We start from the raw sequence: 18,709 nt of genomic DNA on the forward strand, positions 1-18,709 counted from the left end.
CACAGCCCGCCCGTGCCAAAGGACGCTACGCTATGACCATGCAAGACATTTTTGCCCAGCCGACCACCCTGACCGATCCGGCCGCGTTGGACAGCTGGAACAAATGCCAGATGGCGTTTCTGGCCCACAGTGCTGCCACCCCCGAACACTTGGGCGCGGCGCTGACGGCAGCGCCTGACTTTGCGCTGGGCCACGCGGTCAAAGGCATGTTCTACGTGCTGCTGGGCCGCCGCGAATTGCTGGCCACGGCGCAAGAGGCCTTTGCCACTGCTAAATCCAGCGCCGCTGCGACACCGATCTGCGCCCGCGAACAGCATTTTGTCGATGCGCTGGGTCATTGGCTGGATGGCAATCCCCGCAGCGCGCTGAGCCATTTTGAGGCTGTTCTTGCCGCCGATCCCACGGATGCGCTGGCGATGAAACTGGATCACGCGACCCGCTTTGTGCTGGGTGACAGCGCAGGGATGCGCGCAATGATCGAGCGGGTGATGCCCGCCTACGCGCCAGACCACGCCGCCCGCGGATACCTGATGGGCTGCTATGCTTTTGCGCTAGAAGAAACAGGCGATTACGCCCGCGCCCAATCTGTGGGTCGCGAGGGCATGTTGATCGCCCCTGATGATGCCTGGGGCCTGCACGCAGTGGCCCATGTCCACGATATGACAGCCGATGCCGCTGGCGGGATCAAATGGCTGACGGGGCGCGAAAACGCTTGGGCGCATTGCAACAATTTCCGTTATCACGTCTGGTGGCACAAGGCGCTGATGCACCTTGATCTGGGGCAGCAGGACGTGGTGCTTGATCTGTATGACCGCGAAATTCGCGCCGACAAAACCGATGATTATCGCGACATTTCCAACGCAACCTCGCTGTTGTCACGGCTTGAGCTGGACGGCGTTGACGTAGGCCACCGTTGGGAGGAGCTTGCCGATCTGAGCGCAAACCGGACCGAAGATGGCTGCCTGATCTTTGCCGATCTGCATTACATGCTGGCACTTGTGGGCGACAATCGCGACGCGGCGATCACGCAAATGATGGGCCGCCTGCACCGCGACGCACAAACCAACAAGACCAATGTGCAAAAAGCGATGAAACACCCTGGCCTGTCTGCCGCTGCGGGGCTGGAGGCCTTCGGCGAGGCGGAGTTTGACAAGGCATTCATCAACCTGTCCAACGCCCGCACTGCGATGCAAAACGCGGGCGGCAGTCACGCCCAGCGCGATGTGTTTGAACGCCTGACCATCGACAGCGGGATCCGCGCCGGATTTCTGGACGAGGCCGAAGCGATTTTGGCCCAGCGCACAGCGTTGCGTGCAGGTCGTGAAGACGGCTATGCCGCTGCACGCCGCCACCTGATTGATCAAGGCCGCGCCGCCGCTTGCGCCGCTGGCATCCCCGCGCAATAAGCCGTCGCAGACCAGACGGAATACCTTATATGCTTGCTGCCAGCCCATCCCAGCGCGTCCGCGACCCAAGGCTCGATTTCTATCGCGGGATCGCGATGTTCATCATCCTGTGCGCACACACGCCGGGCAATTTCTTTACAAGCTGGATTCCTGCCCGCTTCGGCTTTTCCGACGCGACCGAGATTTTTGTATTCTGCTCCGGCATGGCATCGGCGATTGCATTTGGCGGCAGCTATGACAGGCGCGGATGGTTGCTTGGCACGGCGCGGGTGCTGTTTCGCTGCTGGCAGGTTTATTGGGCGCACATCTGTCTGTTCATGTTCATCGTCGCGATGCTGTTTGCTATCAACATGGCTGGCGATTTTGAAACGGACTACATCGGCCAGCTGAACCTTGGCCGTTTCCGTAGTGACCCCGGCCCACAGATTGTGGGGCTGCTCACACTGACCTACGTGCCCAACTATTTCGATATCCTGCCCATGTATATCGGCATCCTGCTGATGATGCCGCTGGTGATGGCGCTGGCACGGGTTGATCCGATCCTTGCCATCATCGCCTGCATCGGCATCTGGTTTCTGGCGCAAGAGGATATCCTTGCGACACTTGGGATTGACCGCATCGCGATCTCCCTCCCCGCAGAGCCGTGGTCGGAGCGTGCGTGGTTCTTCAATCCGTTCGCGTGGCAACTGATTTTCTTCACCGGCTTCGCTTTCGTGCGCGGGTGGCTGCCCCGCCCGCCGGTCAACTGGGCGCTAACGATCCTCGCGCTGGTGATCGTGCTGGGCAACATCCCCTTGTCCAACGTCGGTGCACGCGAATTGGGCTTTGACGGCACAAACCAGTGGCGCACCGACAACCGTATGTGGATTACAAAGAGCGACTTTGGCATCCTGCGCTACGTGCATTTTCTGGGTCTCGCCTATCTGGCCTATGTCATCGCAGGTGACGGCGGGCACCGGCTGCTGCCGCAGGGGCGCAATACCATTGGCCGCGTCTGGCAGAATATCGTCGCGATGATCACGAAAGTCGGTCAGCAATCCCTTGCCGTGTTTGTGTTCTCGATGGCGCTTGCCCGCCTGTCGGGCTTTACGATGGACCAGATCGGGCGCGATACTTGGACAGTTGTCGCCGTGAACCTCATTGGATTCGCGCTGTTGATCGTCTGCGCCTACACTGCGGCCTGGTTCAAAGGCCAACCCTGGAGAAAGTCTGCAACCGGATGATTTCACGTCGCGCCCTTCTGGCTGGCCTTGGTGCCAGCATCGCCGCCCCTGCCTTTGCGCAGACCCGCCTGATCGCGGCGGAAATGCCCTTTTCGCCCGACATGGTGCTGGAAGAGGCGCGCGCGCTGGCGCAGGCCGACTACACACCTGTCCCGCTGATCCCCGAAGAGTGGCTGAACCTGACCTATGACGAATTTGGTCACATCTGGTTCGACGCCCGCAACGCGATCTGGGTGGATGAAGACAAGCCGGTGAAGGTCGATCTGTTCACAGCGGGCCTTTATGTGCCGCGCCCTGTGCAAATCAACATCGTTGAGGATGGCACCGCCAAGACCCTTGGCTATGATTTTGATCTGTTCGACAAAACCGATCAGTTTCCTGATCTGCCTGTCGATGACCGGATGGGATACTCCGGCTTCCGCCTGCGCGCGGGGCTGAATAGCCCTGAGATCTTCGAAGAGTTCATGGTATTCCAAGGCGCGTCCTATTTCCGCGCCATCGCAAATGGGCAAACCTATGGCTTGTCCGCCCGCGGCCTTGCCCTGCGCACTGCCGATCCGGGCGGTGAGGAATTCCCCGACTTCACCAAGTTCTGGATCGAGGCCCCCGCCCCCGACGCCACCACCTTCATCGTGCATGCGCTGCTGGATGGGCCGTCCTCAACCGGTGCTTACCGCTTTGCAATCACGCCCGGTGACACCACGCAGGTCGAGGTCGAGATGACCGTGTTCCCGCGCGTGGACCTGACCCATGTGGGGATTGCGCCGCTGACGTCCATGTTCTTTTTCGACGAAACGAACCGCCACCGTTTCGATGATTTCCGCCCTGCCGTGCATGACAGCGAAGGGTTGCTGATCTGGAACGGAAACAACGAACGGATCTGGCGGCCCCTTGCCAACCCCAAAGGGGTCGAGGTCAGCGCGTTTGGCGATGAGAACCCGCGCGGCTTTGGCCTGATGCAGCGCGACCGGAAGGCCGAGGCTTACGCCGATCTTGAGGCGCATTACGAGGCGCGCCCGTCGCTGTGGATCACCCCGCACGAAGGCTGGGGCGCTGGTGCTGTAGAATTGATCGAAATTCCTGCCGACAAGGAAATCTACGACAACATCGTGGCCTATTGGCGGCCCCGCGCGGCCCTGATGACAGGCAGCGAACACCGTTTCACCTATCATATGGCATGGGGTGATAACCCCGATGGCCTGCCTGACGTGACACACGTCACCAACACGCGCATTGGCAAAGGGTTTGACCAGATCAAGACGGTCTGCGCGATTGATTTTGCCGATCACCCTGCGATCCCTGATGATCTGATTACCGTGCAAACCGTTGTCACTGGCAGTGCCGGCACCGTGTCGGGTGGCATCCTGCAACGCAATCCGGGCACCGGTGGTATCCGCTTTGCCTTTTCGCTGCTGCCAGAGGACGCCACCAGTGTTGAACTGCGCGCCCAGCTTTTCGTCGATGACACCCCCATCAGTGAGGTCTGGCTTTACAGATGGACGGCGTAACCCAAGCCCAGATGCCCAGCGCGATGCCACCTGTGGCGCCGCTGTCCCGCCCTATTCAGGCGCTGGATCAGGACTATGCGGGCGATAAAGCCCCTTTGGCGCGGGCGCGCAGCACGACACGTATCTGGCGCTATGCCACGTTCCTGCCTGCGGTGACTGCCACATTGGCTCTGATCGCGGCCTTCACAGACTGGTTCGCGATGGACGGGTTTTCGGCCTTTGAAGGGGTCGTGATCGGCCTGATCGCCTTCACATTTTTCTGGATCGCCCTGTCGGTGAGCACGGCTGTGATGGGGATCGCCACGCTCTACCTGTCGCGTCCCAAGGACGCGGGCGGGCCTGTCGCGCCGATGGACGTGGCGCTGCTTGTCCCCGTCTATAATGAAAATCCGGTGGATGTTTTTGGCAACGCCGCCGCGATGCTGGCGGCACTTGATGCCGAAGATACGCCGCATCGCTTCGCCTTGTTTATCCTGTCAGATACCCGTGACGACGCCATCGCAGCGCAAGAGTGGCGGGCCTACGGCGATCTGGCCGCTAACTTCCCCGCAGGCGCGCAGGTGTATTATCGCAGACGCGCGGACAACACGGATCGCAAGGTCGGCAATCTGGCCGATTGGGTTGAACGCTGGGGTGGTGCGAATGATGCGATGCTGGTGCTGGACGCCGACAGTTTGATGAGCGGGCGTGCCATTGTGGCGCTGACCGATGCACTGGCGCGTGATCCGTCCGCGGGCCTGATCCAATCCTTTCCGACGCTTTTTGGTGCACAGTCGATCTTTGGCCGCGTGCAGCAGTTTTCCAACCGTATCTATGGCCATGCCTTGGCCGAAGGTCTGGCGCAATGGACAGACCGAGAGGGTAACTACTGGGGGCATAACGCGATTATCCGCGCAAACGCCTTTGCAGCCTGTGCCGGCCTGCCCCGCATGCGGTCGCGTCGTGGTGCCAAATCGGATCAAGGGCGCTTGATCCTCAGCCACGATTTCGTCGAGGCTGGCTTGCTGCGCCGCGCGGGCTGGTCCGTGCGGTTCCTACCCCAAATCGAGGGCAGCTATGAAGAGGTGCCGCAAACGCTGATTGATTACGTGCTGCGCGACAGGCGCTGGTGTCAGGGCAACCTGCAACACCTTGGCCTGCTGCGGTCGCGCGGGTTTCACGCCGTCTCGCGCTTTCATCTGGTATCGGGCGCGATGGGCTATCTGATGTCGCCCGCGTGGTTCGCGCTCCTGCTGGTCTGGGCGCTGATCGGCAACGGAGAGCAGACGAACGCGCTGGTCTATTTCGCTGGCTTTGATCCGCAGGTCAGCTGGCCCGAGATGACGACGGGCAACGCGCTGTCGATCCTCGCCTTCATGTACGCGATGCTGCTGGCGCCCAAGATCATGGGGGCCTTTGCCGCCCGCCGCGCGGGGATCCGCATGGCAGACGTGGGCGGCGTGGGGCAGTTCGCGGCGTCCTTGCTGGCCGAAATTGCACTGTCGATTGCCTATGCACCTGTGCTGATGGTGCAGCAGTCGATTGCCGTCATGCGCAGCGCCATTGGCGTGCAAGAGAAATGGTCGCCGCAACAACGCAGCGGCGGGCGCTATAGCTTGTTGACCATGATGAAATTTCACAGCGTTGAAACGGTAATCGGTCTTGCAATGACTGTTGGCATGGTGATGGGGCTAGTGACGCTCTGGCTTTTGCCGATTGCCGCAAGCTTGACGCTGGCGGTGCCGCTATCGGCGCTGTCAGGTGTGAACCTTGGATCACGCGGTTGGAAAGGACGGCAGATGGGCACGCCGGAGCACCTGAACACGCCCGCGATTATCCGCGACGCGATGCGCGAGCGGGAACGGTTTGCGGCCCTACTGGCCAGCCCTGAACGCATCGCCGCCGAGTAATTAGCCCCGCACCAAAGGCAGCCCGCTGTCGATCCAGCCCGGCCCTGCACGCGATCCCAACATCCCTTCGGGCACGTCAATGATATTAGTAAAACCCGCCTCTTGCAGGCGATTGCTTTCCCGCGCCGAGCGCACGCCACGCGCACAGATCAGCGCGATGGGCGCGTCACGATTGCCATCGACAAGGGCGGCGATAGCATCCGTGAAATCGTCGCGGCGCAGGTCAACGCGGTGCGCCCCTTCACCCGATCCGGTTGAGGCCCATTCATCAGGGCGGCGGATATCAACCAGCGTGATATCACCAGCAACGGCCTTGCTATGCGCCTCTTGCACAGTCAGCACACCACCGGGAAAATCCTCGGTGATGGCGGCGTAAAACAGGTTTTGCCCGTCAGCCGCGACAAAGCCTGCGGCACCAACGGCCAGCACACCCAATAGCATCGTGCGGCGGCGCATCAGGCAGGCTCCACATAATTGGCGATGATCGTTGTGATCTCATCATCCGTCAAAACGGGCGGAATGATTGTCAGCACGGCACCCGCGCTATCCATCAGATACAAGAAACTGCCGTGCGCATAGACAGGCCCGTATTCGGGATCGTCAAACAGATGTTCTTTTTCGATCTGGAAGGCATCATAGGCGACCTGCAATTCGGTTTGCGATCCGGTCAAGCCCACGAAATCGGGATGGTATTCCCGCAAGGCTGGACCAAGGGTTGCGACGGTATCCACCGTCTCGTCCACTGTGATCATCATCGGTGTCACGGCCACGCCGTCGCGGGCCAGATCGTCAACTACATCGGCCATTTGCGGCAACACGGACGAGCAGATTTGCTTGCAGTTTGCGTAACCAAAGAACAGCAGTTGCGCTGTGCCGTCGGGGCTGGCTTGCGTGCGGGTGGCACCTGTTTGATCGGTCAGGGCAAAGTCGCCGCCAACCGCCTGTAGGAACGCAGGCGTCTCGGCAACGGCAGGCGTGGCCAGACACATCGAAAATGCTGCGCGGATCATGGCCAGAGGTCTGCCTTGATCTCTTCGTCTGCCTCAAGCCCCAAGCCGAAATAGCCTTCCTCTGCGATTTCAGCCAGCACGCGCGGATCGCGGCGGAACCACGGGCCAGATCCTGCGGCATCGGGATTGGCCTCGGCCCAGTCTTTGGTCCAACTATTGGCCGTGGTCCATTCCTCGGTGCCAGCGGCGCGGATTTTTTGGACAAGGTAGATGTTGAACGCGCCAAGGTCGTCGTCATAAAGCTCCAGCCCGTCCACATCGACCAGTTGCCCGCAGTACGGCAACAGTTCCTGCGCGGCACCGGTAAAGGCGGGCTGGCTGTTTTTGTTGGGAAAAACCAGCACATCATCGACGGTGCGCAACAGGCCCAACTGGCGGGCACCATCGCCGCAGTTATCAACACAATCGCCTGTCAGTTCGCACAGGATATCCACCACCGTCGCCTCGAACGTGGCGGGATATTCGGCATAGAGGTTCCAGCTGCGCGCCTCTGACCCGGTTTCAAAGTCGATATCTTGTGCATCGGCGGGGCTGGCGATCAACGCCAGCAAAGCAAGTGAACGAAACATCAGCGATCCCCCTCTGGCACGGCAAACGGCGGGATCGGGCCGTAGTCAGCGGCATTGTTGTTGGTGATGTCCAGATCGCTGACCACGCTTTCCACGACCAAATAATTCAACCCGTCACGCTGGTAGAGCATGCCATCGGCCTCGACCGTGTGGGACGCCAGTTTCAACTGCGTTGTGCCACCCGCGCTGCCAGCGTCACCTTCGATCTTGAGAACCATATAAACCGTGCCATCCTCGGCCAGAAGGCCCACGGGAATGCCACCCGCCGAACACCACAGCGCGCAGGTGTGGTGCGCCGATCCGACAACCGCGTCAGGCCCGCCCATCACGCCAGAGAAATAGCACCATGTGTCGATAATCTCACCGGTTACGGTGATCCGTTCGCCTTCGGTGGCATAGGCCGGCGAGGTCAGCACCGCCAAGCCCAGCGCGAATGTCATTGGTCGCATGATTGGTCCCCCTCATTTGCACCCACTATAGGCGCAATGGGGGCGTTTGCGGCAAGTCACGAAAGGGTGACGCCCGCCTTCTCCATCGCTGTCTTGGCCGTGGCAAGTGATCCGTCCAGATCAATCCCGCGCGTCAGATCAAGCTGAACAGTCACGTTATAGCCAAGCTGGGCCGCATCAATCGCAGAGTAATTCACGCAGAAATCCGTGGCGAGGCCGACCAGCGTCAGATCATTGATCCCCCGCGTTTGCAGATAGCCGTGCAGGCCTGTGGGCGTGGTGTGATCGTTCTCAAAGAAGGCGGAGTAGCTATCGATGGCAGGGTTGTAGCCCTTGCGCACAATCGTATCGGCGGCATGGGTATTCAGCCCTGTATGAAACGCGGCCCCATCGCTGCCTTGAATACAGTGGTCAGGCCATAGAACCTGCGGGCCATAGGGCATATCAATCACCGACATGGGCGCGGCGTCATGGCTGGACGCAAACGACGAATGTCCTGCCGGATGCCAGTCCTGCGTCAGGATCACGGCCTCGAACTTGGGCATCATGGCATTGATCCCCGCAACGATCTGGTCGCCACCGTTCACGGCCAAGGCGCCACCGGGGCAGAAATCGTTTTGAACGTCGATGACGATAAGGGCTTTCATGGGGGTGTCCTTTCACTGTTGCAGGCATTTTGAGCGATGCCTGCGGGAATGTCACGCCGGCGGGTTGCTTTGCGCACGTGTGTCGCTTATCGCGAGCGCCTTCGCATCAGGAGGCGGCGATGACCCCGCAAACGCTTGGCATAGATTTCGGCACGTCCAACACCGCAGCGGGGCTGCTGGTGAACGGTAAGCCCTATCTGATCGAGGTGGAACCCGGTCAGAAAACCCTGCCGACGTCGGTGTTTTTCGACACGCAGCGCAAGGTGACCAGCTATGGATCGGTTGCAAATGCGGCGCTGATTGACGGACGCGAGGGGCGGTTTATGCGCGCGCTCAAGTCCGTGCTGGGCACACCCCTGATGCGGGAAAAACGGCAGGTGGCCTATGAGACGCTAACCCTGATCGAAGTGGTGGCGCGGTTCCTGCGGGCCGTCCGCGAACGGGCCGAAGCTGGCACAGGTCTGACATTTCGCCACGCGGTGTCGGGCCGCCCCGTGCATTTTCATTCGACGGATCACGCCCGCGACGCGCAAGCCTTGCTGGACCTGCAAGAGGCCTATGGCATCGCAGGGTTTGAAAGCGTTGATTTCCTCTTTGAGCCCGAAGCCGCCGCATTGGCCGCAGGTGGTCTGCAACACGGCAAGCTGGGTCTGATCGTGGACATCGGCGGCGGCACGTCCGACTTTTCCGTGTTTGAACGCAAGGGTGATGAGACACGCATTATCGCCAGCCACGGTGTGCGCGTTGGCGGCACCGACTTTGATAGATCCATCTCGATTGCGCATGTCATGCCCTTGCTGGGCCGTGGCGGCACGATCCGAAACGACATGGGGGCAGGCACCTACACAGCACCCAATGCGATCTTTAACGATCTGGCGAGCTGGGAGAAAATCCCGTTCCTTTACAACGGCGACACGCGGCGCACGGCGGCGATTTTTGCCAAGCGCGGGGTCGATCCTGCACCGTTCAAACGGCTGGCTGATGTGTTGGAACTTGAACTGGGTCACGATCTGGCCTTTGCGGTTGAGGCTGGCAAAATCCAGATCAACAAGCCCGACGCAACAGAAGCAGGCATTGACCTGCGCGTACTGGAAAGCGGGCTTTGGGCGCATCTGACACAAGACGATCTGCGTGATGGATTGGCCGATCATGCGGCCAAAATCAAAACCTGTGCCACTGAGACACTGACGCGGGCGCAGGTCACTGCCGATCAGATCGGCACCGTGGTTTTTGTGGGCGGGTCGAGCCTGATTCACGTGGTCCGCGACGCGATGGCCGATCTGTTTCCGCAGGCCCGCTTGGAACAGGCCGAGGCGTTTACGGCCGTGGCCGACGGTCTCGCGATTGCCGCTGACCGAGCTGATGCCAAGCATTAATATACTGTTAACAAAGGAAAACCTTACCCACGGGTAAGGTCAGTCGACCATCCTCTTGCCGATAACCTTCGGCAGGCGTAAATGATCCGACATGTATATCGTTGCAGCCCTCTATCACTTCACCCGCTTTGAAGACCCTGCCGCCTTGCGCGAACCGCTTTTGGGACTGTGTCAGACCCACGGGATCGGCGGCACGCTGTTGCTGGCGCGCGAAGGCGTGAACGGCACGGTTGCCGGAACCCGTAGCGGGATTGACGCGGTGCTCGCGCATCTGCACGCTCTGCCCGGCTGCGCTGATCTGGAGCACAAGGAAAGCACCGCCAGCGAGATGCCGTTCAACCGAATGAAAGTCCGTCTGAAGAAAGAGATCGTCACGATGGGCCAGCCTGATGTCGATCCGATGGCGGGCACCGGACACTATGTTGACCCCGCCGACTGGAACGCGCTGATCAACAGCCCCGATGTAGCCGTAATTGACACCCGTAATGACTATGAAGTCGCCATCGGCACCTTTGACGGCGCGATTGATCCGCAGACCAAATCCTTTGGCGAGTTTCCCGCGTGGTGGGAGGCGAACAAAGACCGCTTTCACAACAAGAAGATCGCGATGTTCTGCACCGGCGGTATCCGCTGCGAAAAGTCTACGAATTACCTGATGGGGCAAGGTGTTGACGAGGTGTATCATCTCAAAGGTGGTATCCTGAAATATCTCGAAGAGGTGCCCCAGGAGCAAAGCACGTGGGACGGCGAATGCTTCGTGTTTGACGGGCGGGTCAGCGTAGGCCACGGGCTGCGCGAAGGACCGCACGAATTGTGCCACGCCTGTCGCCGCCCGATCCTGCCCGCTGACCGCACCAACCCCGCGTTTGAGGAAGGCGTTGCCTGTCATCACTGCGTTGACGAGACGACAGAAGCCGACAAAGCCCGTTTCCGCGAACGGCAAAAGCAGGTGCAACTGGCCCGCGCGCGTGGCGAAAAACACGTTGGCGGATTGTAATCCATGACTGCTTCGGGCCATCGCCAAGTTTTGCTGGCCCTGACGATTAGCCTGATCTTTGGCGTGGGCGGCTTCCTTGCGGGCCTGCCGCTGCCGTGGATGCTGGGGCCGATGATCGGCAACACGCTTGCCGCGATGCTGGGTCTGCCGATCAAGGGACCGGACAGAATGCGGCCCATCGTGATCCCCGTGATCGGTGTGATGCTGGGGTCATCGGTGACGGTGGCGTTGTTCGCGCAACTGACGGGCTGGATACCCACGCTGGTTTTGCTCCCCGTCTTTCTGATGTGCGCGGCGGGCACGTCGTATGCGGCCTATCGTAAGATCGGCGGATACGATCCAGTGACCGCATTTTACGCCGCGATGCCCGGCGGACTGAATGAAATGCTGATCATGGGCGGCGAGGCAGGCGGCGACGAAAAACGGATTGCGCTGGCGCATGCGGCCCGTGTCTTGATTGTCATCTTGTTTGTCGTCCTTTTCTTTGGGCTGTTTCTGGGCGTGAACAGCACAGGCACCGCCGGATGGGTGGCACTGGATGATCTGAGCATCAGCGACTACGCCATTCTTGGCTTTTGCGCAGTCGCGGGCGTTTATCTGGGCCGATGGCTCCGCCTGCCTGCGGCACCGGTATTTGGCCCCATGATCCTGAGCGCCGTCGCACACATTGCTGAATGGGTGATCGTGTCGCCACCGACCATTATGATCATCACAGCCCAGATCGTGATTGGCACCGTGATCGGGTCGCGCTTTGTGGGGGTAAAAGCCACAGATATCGCACGCGATCTTTCACTTGCCGTTGTCGCATCGGTCGGCATGTTAATCTTTGCGGTCTTGTTTGCGCTGGTCATCGTTGCGATCAGTGGCATGTCGCTGAGCCAGGCGTTTCTGGCCTATTCCCCCGGTGGCCTGACAGAGATGGCGTTGCTGACGCTGGCGATGGATCAGGACGTGACCTATGTTTCCGTGCTGCATCTGATCCGCATCACGCTTGTGATCGCGATTGCGCCTCTCCTGTTCCGGTTGACGCGCAGCAGATGACACCTATCTGCATTTGAGAACCATTCGCAAGCGGCTTGACAGTTGCGAATGGGTCGCATCTACATCACTGGACTTTGCCAAGAGGACATTGCCCCCATGCGCGCCTGCCTGATCGCCACCCTTCTGCTTTTGCCGCTGCCCGCCATGGCGGAGGATCGGCTGAAGGTGGTCACTACATTCACGGTTCTGGCCGATATGGCGCAAAACGTCGCCGGTGATGCCGCCGATGTGGTGTCGGTGACCAAGCCGGGTGCCGAAATCCACGGCTATGCCCCAACGCCGCAAGACATCGTGCGGGCGGCTGACGCGGACCTGATCTTGTGGAACGGGTTGAACCTCGAATTATGGTTTGAACAGTTCCTCGGCAATCTTGGCGACGTGCCGTCGGCCACTCTGTCAGACGGCATTGACCCGATATCCATCGCCAGCGGTTCTTACGAGGGCAAAGCCAATCCGCACGCGTGGATCGGCGCGGATGCTGCGATGATCTACGTCGACAATATCCGCGATGCGCTGTCGGATGCGGACCCCGATAACGCCGCGATCTATGCGGCCAACGCCGAGGCCTATAAGGCGCAGATTAATGCAACACTTGATCCCCTGCGCGCCCAGATCATGGCGATCCCTGAAGAGGACCGTTGGCTGGTTACCTGCGAAGGTGCGTTCAGCTATCTGGCCCGCGATCTGGGTATGACAGAGCTGTATTTGTGGCCGATGAACGCGGACCAGACCGGCACACCGCAGCAGGTGCGTGCGGTCATCGACGGGGTGCGCGACAACGACATTCCAGTGGTCTTTTGTGAAAGCACGGTAAACACCGCACCCGCCGAACAGGTGGCGCGTGAAACAGGGGCCGACTATGGCGGTGTGCTTTATGTCGATAGCCTGAGCACCGCAGATGGCCCTGTGCCGACCTATCTGGACCTGCTGCGCGTGACGACCGAAACTGTGGCAGCGGGTTTGACAGCAGATGAATGAAACCGGCATTGCCGCGCACGACGTGACTGTCACGTATCGCAACGGCCACACGGCCTTGCGCGACGCATCGTTTGAAATTCCGCGCGGGACGGTCACGGCCTTGGTCGGTGTAAACGGCGCGGGCAAATCGACGCTTTTCAAGGCGATCATGGGATTTGTGCCGGCAGCCAAAGGCACAATCACATTGATGGGGCGCAGCGTGAAAGATGCCATGCGCGAAAACCTTGTGGCCTATGTGCCGCAATCGGAAGAGGTCGACTGGGCCTTTCCCGTGCTGGTCGAGGACGTGGTGATGATGGGCCGCTATGGCCACATGGGCTTTTTGCGCCGCCCGTCCGCCGCAGATCACGCGGCTGTCGATACGGCCTTGGGCCGCGTGAACATGCGCGACTACCGCCACCGCCAGATTGGTGAATTATCCGGCGGCCAACGCAAACGCGTCTTTCTGGCCCGTTCACTGGCTCAAGACGGACAAGTTATCCTGCTGGACGAACCGTTCACCGGCGTTGATGTGAAAACCGAGGACCAGATCGTCGCGCTCTTGCGCGAGTTGCGCGACGAAGGGCGGGTGATGCTGGTTTCGACCCACAATCTTGGCTCTGTCCCCGAGTTTTGCGACCGCACCGTTTTGGTGAAAGGCACCGTCACAGCCTACGGGCTGACCGAGGATGTGTTTACGCGCGACAATCTGGAAGAGGCCTTTGGCGGCGTGCTGCGACACTTCACACTGGGCGGCGATGATCTGCACGATGATGACGACACCCGCGAGGTGAGCATTATCACCGACGACGAGCGCCCCTTCGTGATCTACGGGGACAAACCCGAATGATAGACACGCTTTTGCTGCCGTTCAGCTATGGATATATGACTAATGCGATGTGGGTATCCGCCCTTGTAGGCGGTTTATGCGCGTTTTTGTCTGCTTATTTGATGTTGAAGGGATGGTCGCTGATTGGTGACGCTTTGTCCCACGCAGTCGTTCCGGGTGTCGCGGGTGCTTATCTGCTGGGCCTGCCCTTTGCCTTGGGCGCGTTCCTGTCAGGCGGGTTGGCTGCTGGCGCGATGTTGTTTCTGACCGGACGGTCAGGACTGAAAACCGATGTCATCATCGGGATCATCTTTACATCGTTCTTCGGGCTTGGCCTGTTCATGGTATCGCTGAACCCTATCGCGGTCAGTGTGCAAACGATCACGATGGGCAATATCCTTGCGATCACGCCGTCGGACACTTTGCAACTGGTCATCATCGGCGTCGTGTCACTGTCAGTGCTGCTGTTGAAGTGGAAAGACCTGATGGTCGTCTTTTTCGACGAAGATCATGCGCGCGCGATTGGGCTTCGGCCAGATATCCTCAAGGCGGTGTTTTTCATCCTGCTTTCCGCCAGCGTTGTGGCAGCGATGCAGACCGTGGGCGCGTTTCTGGTAATTGCGCTGGTCGTCACACCCGGGGCCACGGCGTATTTGTTGTGTGACCGGTTCGAGCGGCTTTTGATCCTGTCCGTGGCAATCGGGACGGTGACGAGTTTCGTCGGGGCTTACGCCAGCTTCTTCCTGAACGGGGCGACAGGCGGTGTGATTGTCGCGGTTCAAACGGCGATCTTCCTGCTTGCGTTCATCTTTGCCCCCACACACGGATTGCTCGCGGCGCGGCGTCGCGCGGCGGAGGTGCTGTGATGGACTGGCTGCTGCCCTTTCAATTCCCGTTTATGCAAAACGCATTCCTGATTGCGTTGATCGTGGGGCCGCCCACGGCGCTTTTGTCATGCTTTCTGGTGCTCAAAGGATGGGCGCTGATGGGCGATGCAGTCGCGCACGCGATCCTGCCGGGCGTGGTGCTGGCTTATATTGCTGGCATTCCGCTTTTGATCGGGGCGTTTGGCGCGGGCATGACCTGCGCGCTGCTGACGGGCTATCTGTCCACCAACAGCCGCGTGAAAGAGGACACGGTGATGGGTGTCGTGTTTTCGGGCATGTTCGCTTTGGGGATCATTCTGTTCACCGCGTTTCCCAGCGACATGCATCTGGACCATATCCTGTTCGGCAATATGCTGGGTGTTGGCTCGGGCGATCTTTGGACCGCTGGCATCATTGCGCTTGGGTCATGTGCCGTGCTGATCGTGAAGTGGCGTGATTTCTTGCTGCAAGCCTTTGATCCGGCGCAAGCACAGGCATCGGGTCTGCGCACATCGTGGCTGCACTATGGATTGTTGACAATTCTGTCGCTGACCATCGTGGCCACACTGTCGTCCGTCGGGCTTATTCTTGCGGTGGCGCTGCTGATCACACCGGGTGCGATTGCGTTTTTACTTGTGCGCAGCTTTGGCTGGATGCTGGTCATTGCGGTGCTGGTCTGCACGGCGTCCATGCTGACAGGGGCCTACATCAGCTTTTTCATCGACAGCGCACCTGCACCAACAATCGTGTTGGTCCTAACAGCAATCTTCGTAGTGGCATTCGTGCGGCGCGTGATGATCACCCGCGCCGCATCTGCCAAGGCTTAGAAGTCGAGGTTTTCGACCGACAGCGCGTTGGTCTGGATAAACTCGCGGCGCGGTTCAACCACATCGCCCATCAGCTTGGTGAACAGATCATCAGCCTCGGCCAGATCCTCGACCTTGACTTGCAACAGCGTGCGTGCGTCAGGGTCCAGCGTGGTTTCCCAAAGCTGATCGGGGTTCATTTCGCCCAGACCTTTGTAGCGTTGCAGCGACAGGCCTTTCTCACCCTCGGTCAGGATCGCGTTCAGCAGATCAAGTGGGCCGTGGATGATCTGGCTGCGATCCTTGCGGTTCAGCGTGGCTGGAAGGCCGTAGACGTCTTGCAGCGACTGGGTGAAGCTGCCAGAGCGGCGCGCCTCACCTGAACGAAGCATCTGACCGTCCAGCGTGCGGACTTCTTCCACACCGCGCAGGATGCGCGCAAGGCGGATACCCTTGTCTTGTGTGATGCGACCAGCCCAGCCGCGTTCCCATTCCAGCGCGATCAGGTCCAGACGTGCGGCGACCTTGTCGGCCACGCCCTGCAAATCGCGGTCCACGGCGCCTTGAACAAATGCACCGGCAATCGCAGCCTGCTCCAGAATGTGACGCGGGTAGTGGGTTGGGAAAGCGTCAAGCACGCGCTTGAGCTGTCTTGCCTCTTCCACAATGCGGCGCAGGTCGTTGCCCGTGATCTCCTCACCGTTGCCCTGCCGCAGCATCGCACCGTCGATACCCTGATCGATCAGGTAGCTTTCCATCTCGGCCTGATCCTTGAGGTAGACCTCGGATTTGCCGCGCGACACTTTGTAAAGCGGCGGCTGCGCGATGTAGAGGTAGCCGCCTTCGATCAGTTCGGGCATCTGGCGGAAGAAGAACGTCAGCAACAGCGTGCGGATGTGCGCGCCGTCCACGTCGGCGTCCGTCATGATGACAACCTTGTGGTAGCGCAGCTTGCTGATGTCGAATTCATCGCGGCCAATGCCGGTGCCAAGCGCCATGACAAGGTTGCCGATCTCTTGGCTACCCAGCATCCGGTCAAAACGGGCGCGTTCGACGTTCAGGATTTTACCTTTCAGCGGCAGGATGGCCTGCGTCTGACGATCACGACCCGTTTGGGCAGACCCACCGGCGCTATCACCCTCGACGAGGAAGACTTCGGTTTTGGATGGGTCTTTTTCGGAACAATCCTTCAACTTTCCAGCAAGGAAGTTCACATCCATCGGGTTCTTGCGACGGGTCAATTCGCGGGCTTTGCGGGCCGCCTCGCGGGCCAGTGCGGCCTCAACGATTTTGGACACGATCATGCGTGCTTCGTTCGGGTTTTCCTCAAACCACTCCGACAGCTTTTCTCCGACAAGCGATTCCACCGCTGGGCGCACCTCGGACGAAACCAGCTTGTCCTTGGTCTGGGACGAGAATTTGGGGTCCGGCACTTTGACAGACAGCACGCAGGTCAGACCTTCGCGGGCGTCGTCACCCGTAAAGCTGACCTTTTCCTTTTTCGCGATGCCCGACGACTGCGCGTAGGCGTTGATCGTGCGGGTCAACGCACCGCGGAAGCCCGCCATATGCGTGCCGCCATCGCGCTGCGGGATGTTGTTGGTAAACGGCAGCACCATTTCGTTGTAGCTGTCGTTCCACCACATCGCGACCTCGACCCCGATGTCATCCTTTTCGCCGATCACGTAGATCGGTTCGGGCATCACGGCGGTCTTGGACCGGTCAATGTATTTCACAAATTCTTTTACGCCGCCTTCATAGAACAGCTCTGTGCGCAGCGGCTCTGCGGGGCGTTCGTCTTCCAGAATGATCCGCACGCCGGAGTTCAGGAACGCCAGTTCGCGCAAACGTTTTTCCAGCGTGTCAAAGGAGTAATCGAGGTTCGAGAATGTCTCTGTCGACGCCAGAAAACGCACCTCGGTGCCTTTGCGGCCATTTGCGGGGCCAACCACCTCAAGCGACTTGGTAGTGACACTGTCTTCAAACCGACAGTAGTGTTCCTTGTCGTTGCGCCAGATGCGCAGTTCCAGCCAGTCGGACAGCGCGTTCACCACCGAGATGCCGACGCCGTGCAGACCGCCCGAGACCTTGTAGGAGTTGCTGTCGAACTTACCGCCAGCGTGCAGTTGGGTCATGATGACCTCGGCCGCCGAGATGCCCTCTTCCTTGTGCATGTCGACGGGGATACCGCGCCCGTTATCACCCACAGAAACCGAATTATCGGCGTGGATTTTCACGCTGACGTGGTCCGCGTGTCCGGCCAAAGCCTCGTCAATGCCGTTGTCCACGGCCTCGTAGACCATGTGGTGCAGACCAGAGCCGTCGTCGGTGTCGCCGATATACATGCCCGGACGCTTGCGAACAGCGTCTAAGCCCTTCAAAACCTTGATAGAATCGGCGCCATATTCGGCGTTGTTCGGCTGCTCTTCTGACATGGCGTTTTTCCCGCTGCTTTACCCGCAAAATATATGCGTTTTTGCAGCACTTGTCACGGCGAAACCCCTATATTTTGTGTCAGGTGAAGGGGATAATCAGCCCCACGCCGATCAGTAGAAAACCGGCTGTAAGATTGGTGCGTCGTAACGCCGTTGGAGATGTCAAAAGCGCCCGCGCACGTCCAATGGAGGCGGCCAGTACAAGGTTGCCGATCAGGGGCACCAGAAACGACAAAAAGCAGATCGCGGCGATGTCGATCCATGTCAGGATCGTCAGGTCAAAGAAGCCCGGCAACATCCCCATGTAGAACAAAACAGCCTTGGGATTGCCAAGGATCACGGCCAGCCCTGCCAGAAATGCCGCCCACATGCCGGGCCGTGTCAGGCGGCTGTCAGAGGCGATGGTTTTGTCCGCCGACCGGATGACCGCCACGCCCATCAGGATAAAGGTCAGCACCGCTATCCATTTGAGAACAAGCATGAAATCGGCATAGACCGACACGATCCACGAGACACCCAGGATGGCCAGCAGCGGCCAAAGCACGTCCCCCACGACAACGCCCAAAGCCAGCGGCCACGCGGCCTGAAACCCACCCGACAACGTGCGCGCAACAAGCGCGACCCAGACGGGCCCCGGCGTCAGGAACAGCACCAGAAGGGCACCAGCGTAAAGCAACAGGTCAGCGATTGAGATTGTCATG

The 18,709-nt window shown here is 59.8% G+C and carries 18 protein-coding genes; 11 read left to right on the top strand and 7 right to left on the bottom strand.

The annotated features are described in order from the left end of the window. Nucleotides 1-32: 32 nt before the first annotated feature. From V8J84_RS00240 to mdoH, 4 genes are read left to right on the top strand one after another with little or no spacing between them, the layout of a single operon-like run. The gene (locus V8J84_RS00240) at nucleotides 33-1,406 is read left to right on the top strand and encodes a tetratricopeptide repeat protein (RefSeq protein WP_339927472.1); all 1,374 of its coding nucleotides are present in this window, start codon (nucleotides 33-35) and stop codon (nucleotides 1,404-1,406) included. 29 nt (nucleotides 1,407-1,435) lie between these two features. Continuing rightward, complete coding sequence (locus V8J84_RS00245; protein ID WP_339927474.1) at nucleotides 1,436-2,629, top strand: OpgC family protein; 1,194 nt, start codon at nucleotides 1,436-1,438, stop codon at nucleotides 2,627-2,629. Next, the gene (locus tag V8J84_RS00250; protein WP_339927476.1) at nucleotides 2,626-4,137 is read left to right on the top strand and encodes a glucan biosynthesis protein; all 1,512 of its coding nucleotides are present in this window, start codon (nucleotides 2,626-2,628) and stop codon (nucleotides 4,135-4,137) included. Before V8J84_RS00245 ends, V8J84_RS00250 begins: the two co-directional genes overlap by 4 nt. Next, nucleotides 4,125-6,026 carry a glucans biosynthesis glucosyltransferase MdoH gene (gene mdoH / locus V8J84_RS00255; protein WP_339927478.1) on the top strand — a complete coding sequence of 634 codons (1,902 nt, stop codon included), beginning with the start codon at nucleotides 4,125-4,127 and terminating at the stop codon, nucleotides 6,024-6,026. The genes V8J84_RS00250 and mdoH overlap by 13 nt, the downstream gene beginning before the upstream one ends. Here mdoH and V8J84_RS00260 read toward each other — a convergent pair whose 3' ends face one another. The 5 genes from V8J84_RS00260 to pncA are packed head-to-tail and all read right to left on the bottom strand — an operon-like array spanning nucleotide 6,027 to nucleotide 8,701. Next, nucleotides 6,027-6,482, bottom strand: a complete 456-nt coding sequence (locus V8J84_RS00260) for a rhodanese-like domain-containing protein (protein WP_339927480.1) — start codon at nucleotides 6,480-6,482, stop codon at nucleotides 6,027-6,029. Then, entirely contained in the window at nucleotides 6,482-7,036 is a 555-nt protein-coding gene (locus V8J84_RS00265) for an SCO family protein (protein WP_339927482.1), read from the bottom strand. Before V8J84_RS00265 ends, V8J84_RS00260 begins: the two co-directional genes overlap by 1 nt. Continuing rightward, entirely contained in the window at nucleotides 7,033-7,605 is a 573-nt protein-coding gene (locus V8J84_RS00270) for a hypothetical protein (protein WP_339927484.1), read from the bottom strand. Before V8J84_RS00270 ends, V8J84_RS00265 begins: the two co-directional genes overlap by 4 nt. Then, entirely contained in the window at nucleotides 7,605-8,054 is a 450-nt protein-coding gene (locus V8J84_RS00275; protein ID WP_339927486.1) for a hypothetical protein, read from the bottom strand. Before V8J84_RS00275 ends, V8J84_RS00270 begins: the two co-directional genes overlap by 1 nt. Nucleotides 8,055-8,110: 56 nt before the next feature. Continuing rightward, a complete protein-coding gene (gene pncA, locus V8J84_RS00280; RefSeq protein WP_339927488.1) occupies nucleotides 8,111-8,701 on the bottom strand; it encodes a bifunctional nicotinamidase/pyrazinamidase in 591 nt (196 codons plus the stop codon). A 119-nt stretch (nucleotides 8,702-8,820) separates the two neighbouring features. On the opposite strand from pncA, the gene V8J84_RS00285 reads away from it, so the two are divergent. From V8J84_RS00285 to V8J84_RS00315, 7 genes are all read left to right on the top strand, one after another. Next, the gene (locus tag V8J84_RS00285) at nucleotides 8,821-10,077 is read left to right on the top strand and encodes an Hsp70 family protein (RefSeq protein WP_339927490.1); all 1,257 of its coding nucleotides are present in this window, start codon (nucleotides 8,821-8,823) and stop codon (nucleotides 10,075-10,077) included. Between the two features lie 91 nt (nucleotides 10,078-10,168). After that, nucleotides 10,169-11,074: an oxygen-dependent tRNA uridine(34) hydroxylase TrhO gene (trhO, locus tag V8J84_RS00290; RefSeq protein ID WP_339927491.1), complete on the top strand. Its 906-nt coding sequence runs from the start codon at nucleotides 10,169-10,171 to the stop codon at nucleotides 11,072-11,074. 3 nt (nucleotides 11,075-11,077) lie between these two features. Next, nucleotides 11,078-12,115: an AbrB family transcriptional regulator gene (locus tag V8J84_RS00295; RefSeq protein ID WP_339927493.1), complete on the top strand. Its 1,038-nt coding sequence runs from the start codon at nucleotides 11,078-11,080 to the stop codon at nucleotides 12,113-12,115. 96 nt (nucleotides 12,116-12,211) lie between these two features. Next, on the top strand, nucleotides 12,212-13,093 hold the full coding sequence (locus tag V8J84_RS00300) for a metal ABC transporter substrate-binding protein (protein WP_339929018.1): 882 nt from the start codon (nucleotides 12,212-12,214) through the stop codon (nucleotides 13,091-13,093). Beyond that, nucleotides 13,086-13,922 carry a manganese/iron ABC transporter ATP-binding protein gene (locus V8J84_RS00305; protein WP_339927495.1) on the top strand — a complete coding sequence of 279 codons (837 nt, stop codon included), beginning with the start codon at nucleotides 13,086-13,088 and terminating at the stop codon, nucleotides 13,920-13,922. Before V8J84_RS00300 ends, V8J84_RS00305 begins: the two co-directional genes overlap by 8 nt. Further along, nucleotides 13,919-14,767, top strand: a complete 849-nt coding sequence (locus tag V8J84_RS00310) for a metal ABC transporter permease (protein WP_339927496.1) — start codon at nucleotides 13,919-13,921, stop codon at nucleotides 14,765-14,767. Before V8J84_RS00305 ends, V8J84_RS00310 begins: the two co-directional genes overlap by 4 nt. Then, on the top strand, nucleotides 14,767-15,594 hold the full coding sequence (locus V8J84_RS00315) for a metal ABC transporter permease (protein ID WP_339927497.1): 828 nt from the start codon (nucleotides 14,767-14,769) through the stop codon (nucleotides 15,592-15,594). The genes V8J84_RS00310 and V8J84_RS00315 overlap by 1 nt, the downstream gene beginning before the upstream one ends. Here the strand turns inward: V8J84_RS00315 and gyrB are convergent. After that, the gene (gene gyrB / locus V8J84_RS00320; RefSeq protein ID WP_339927498.1) at nucleotides 15,591-18,008 is read right to left on the bottom strand and encodes a DNA topoisomerase (ATP-hydrolyzing) subunit B; all 2,418 of its coding nucleotides are present in this window, start codon (nucleotides 18,006-18,008) and stop codon (nucleotides 15,591-15,593) included. The two genes, V8J84_RS00315 and gyrB, sit on opposite strands and share 4 nt — an antisense overlap. A gap of 79 nt (nucleotides 18,009-18,087) precedes the next feature. Further along, nucleotides 18,088-18,708, bottom strand: coding sequence for a LysE family translocator (locus V8J84_RS00325; RefSeq protein ID WP_339927499.1), 621 nt, complete (start codon nucleotides 18,706-18,708; stop codon nucleotides 18,088-18,090). Nucleotide 18,709: the final 1 nt, after the last annotated feature.

Source organism: Yoonia sp. 208BN28-4, from assembly GCF_037543925.1.
In the GTDB taxonomy this organism is placed as follows: Bacteria; Pseudomonadota; Alphaproteobacteria; order Rhodobacterales; family Rhodobacteraceae; genus Yoonia.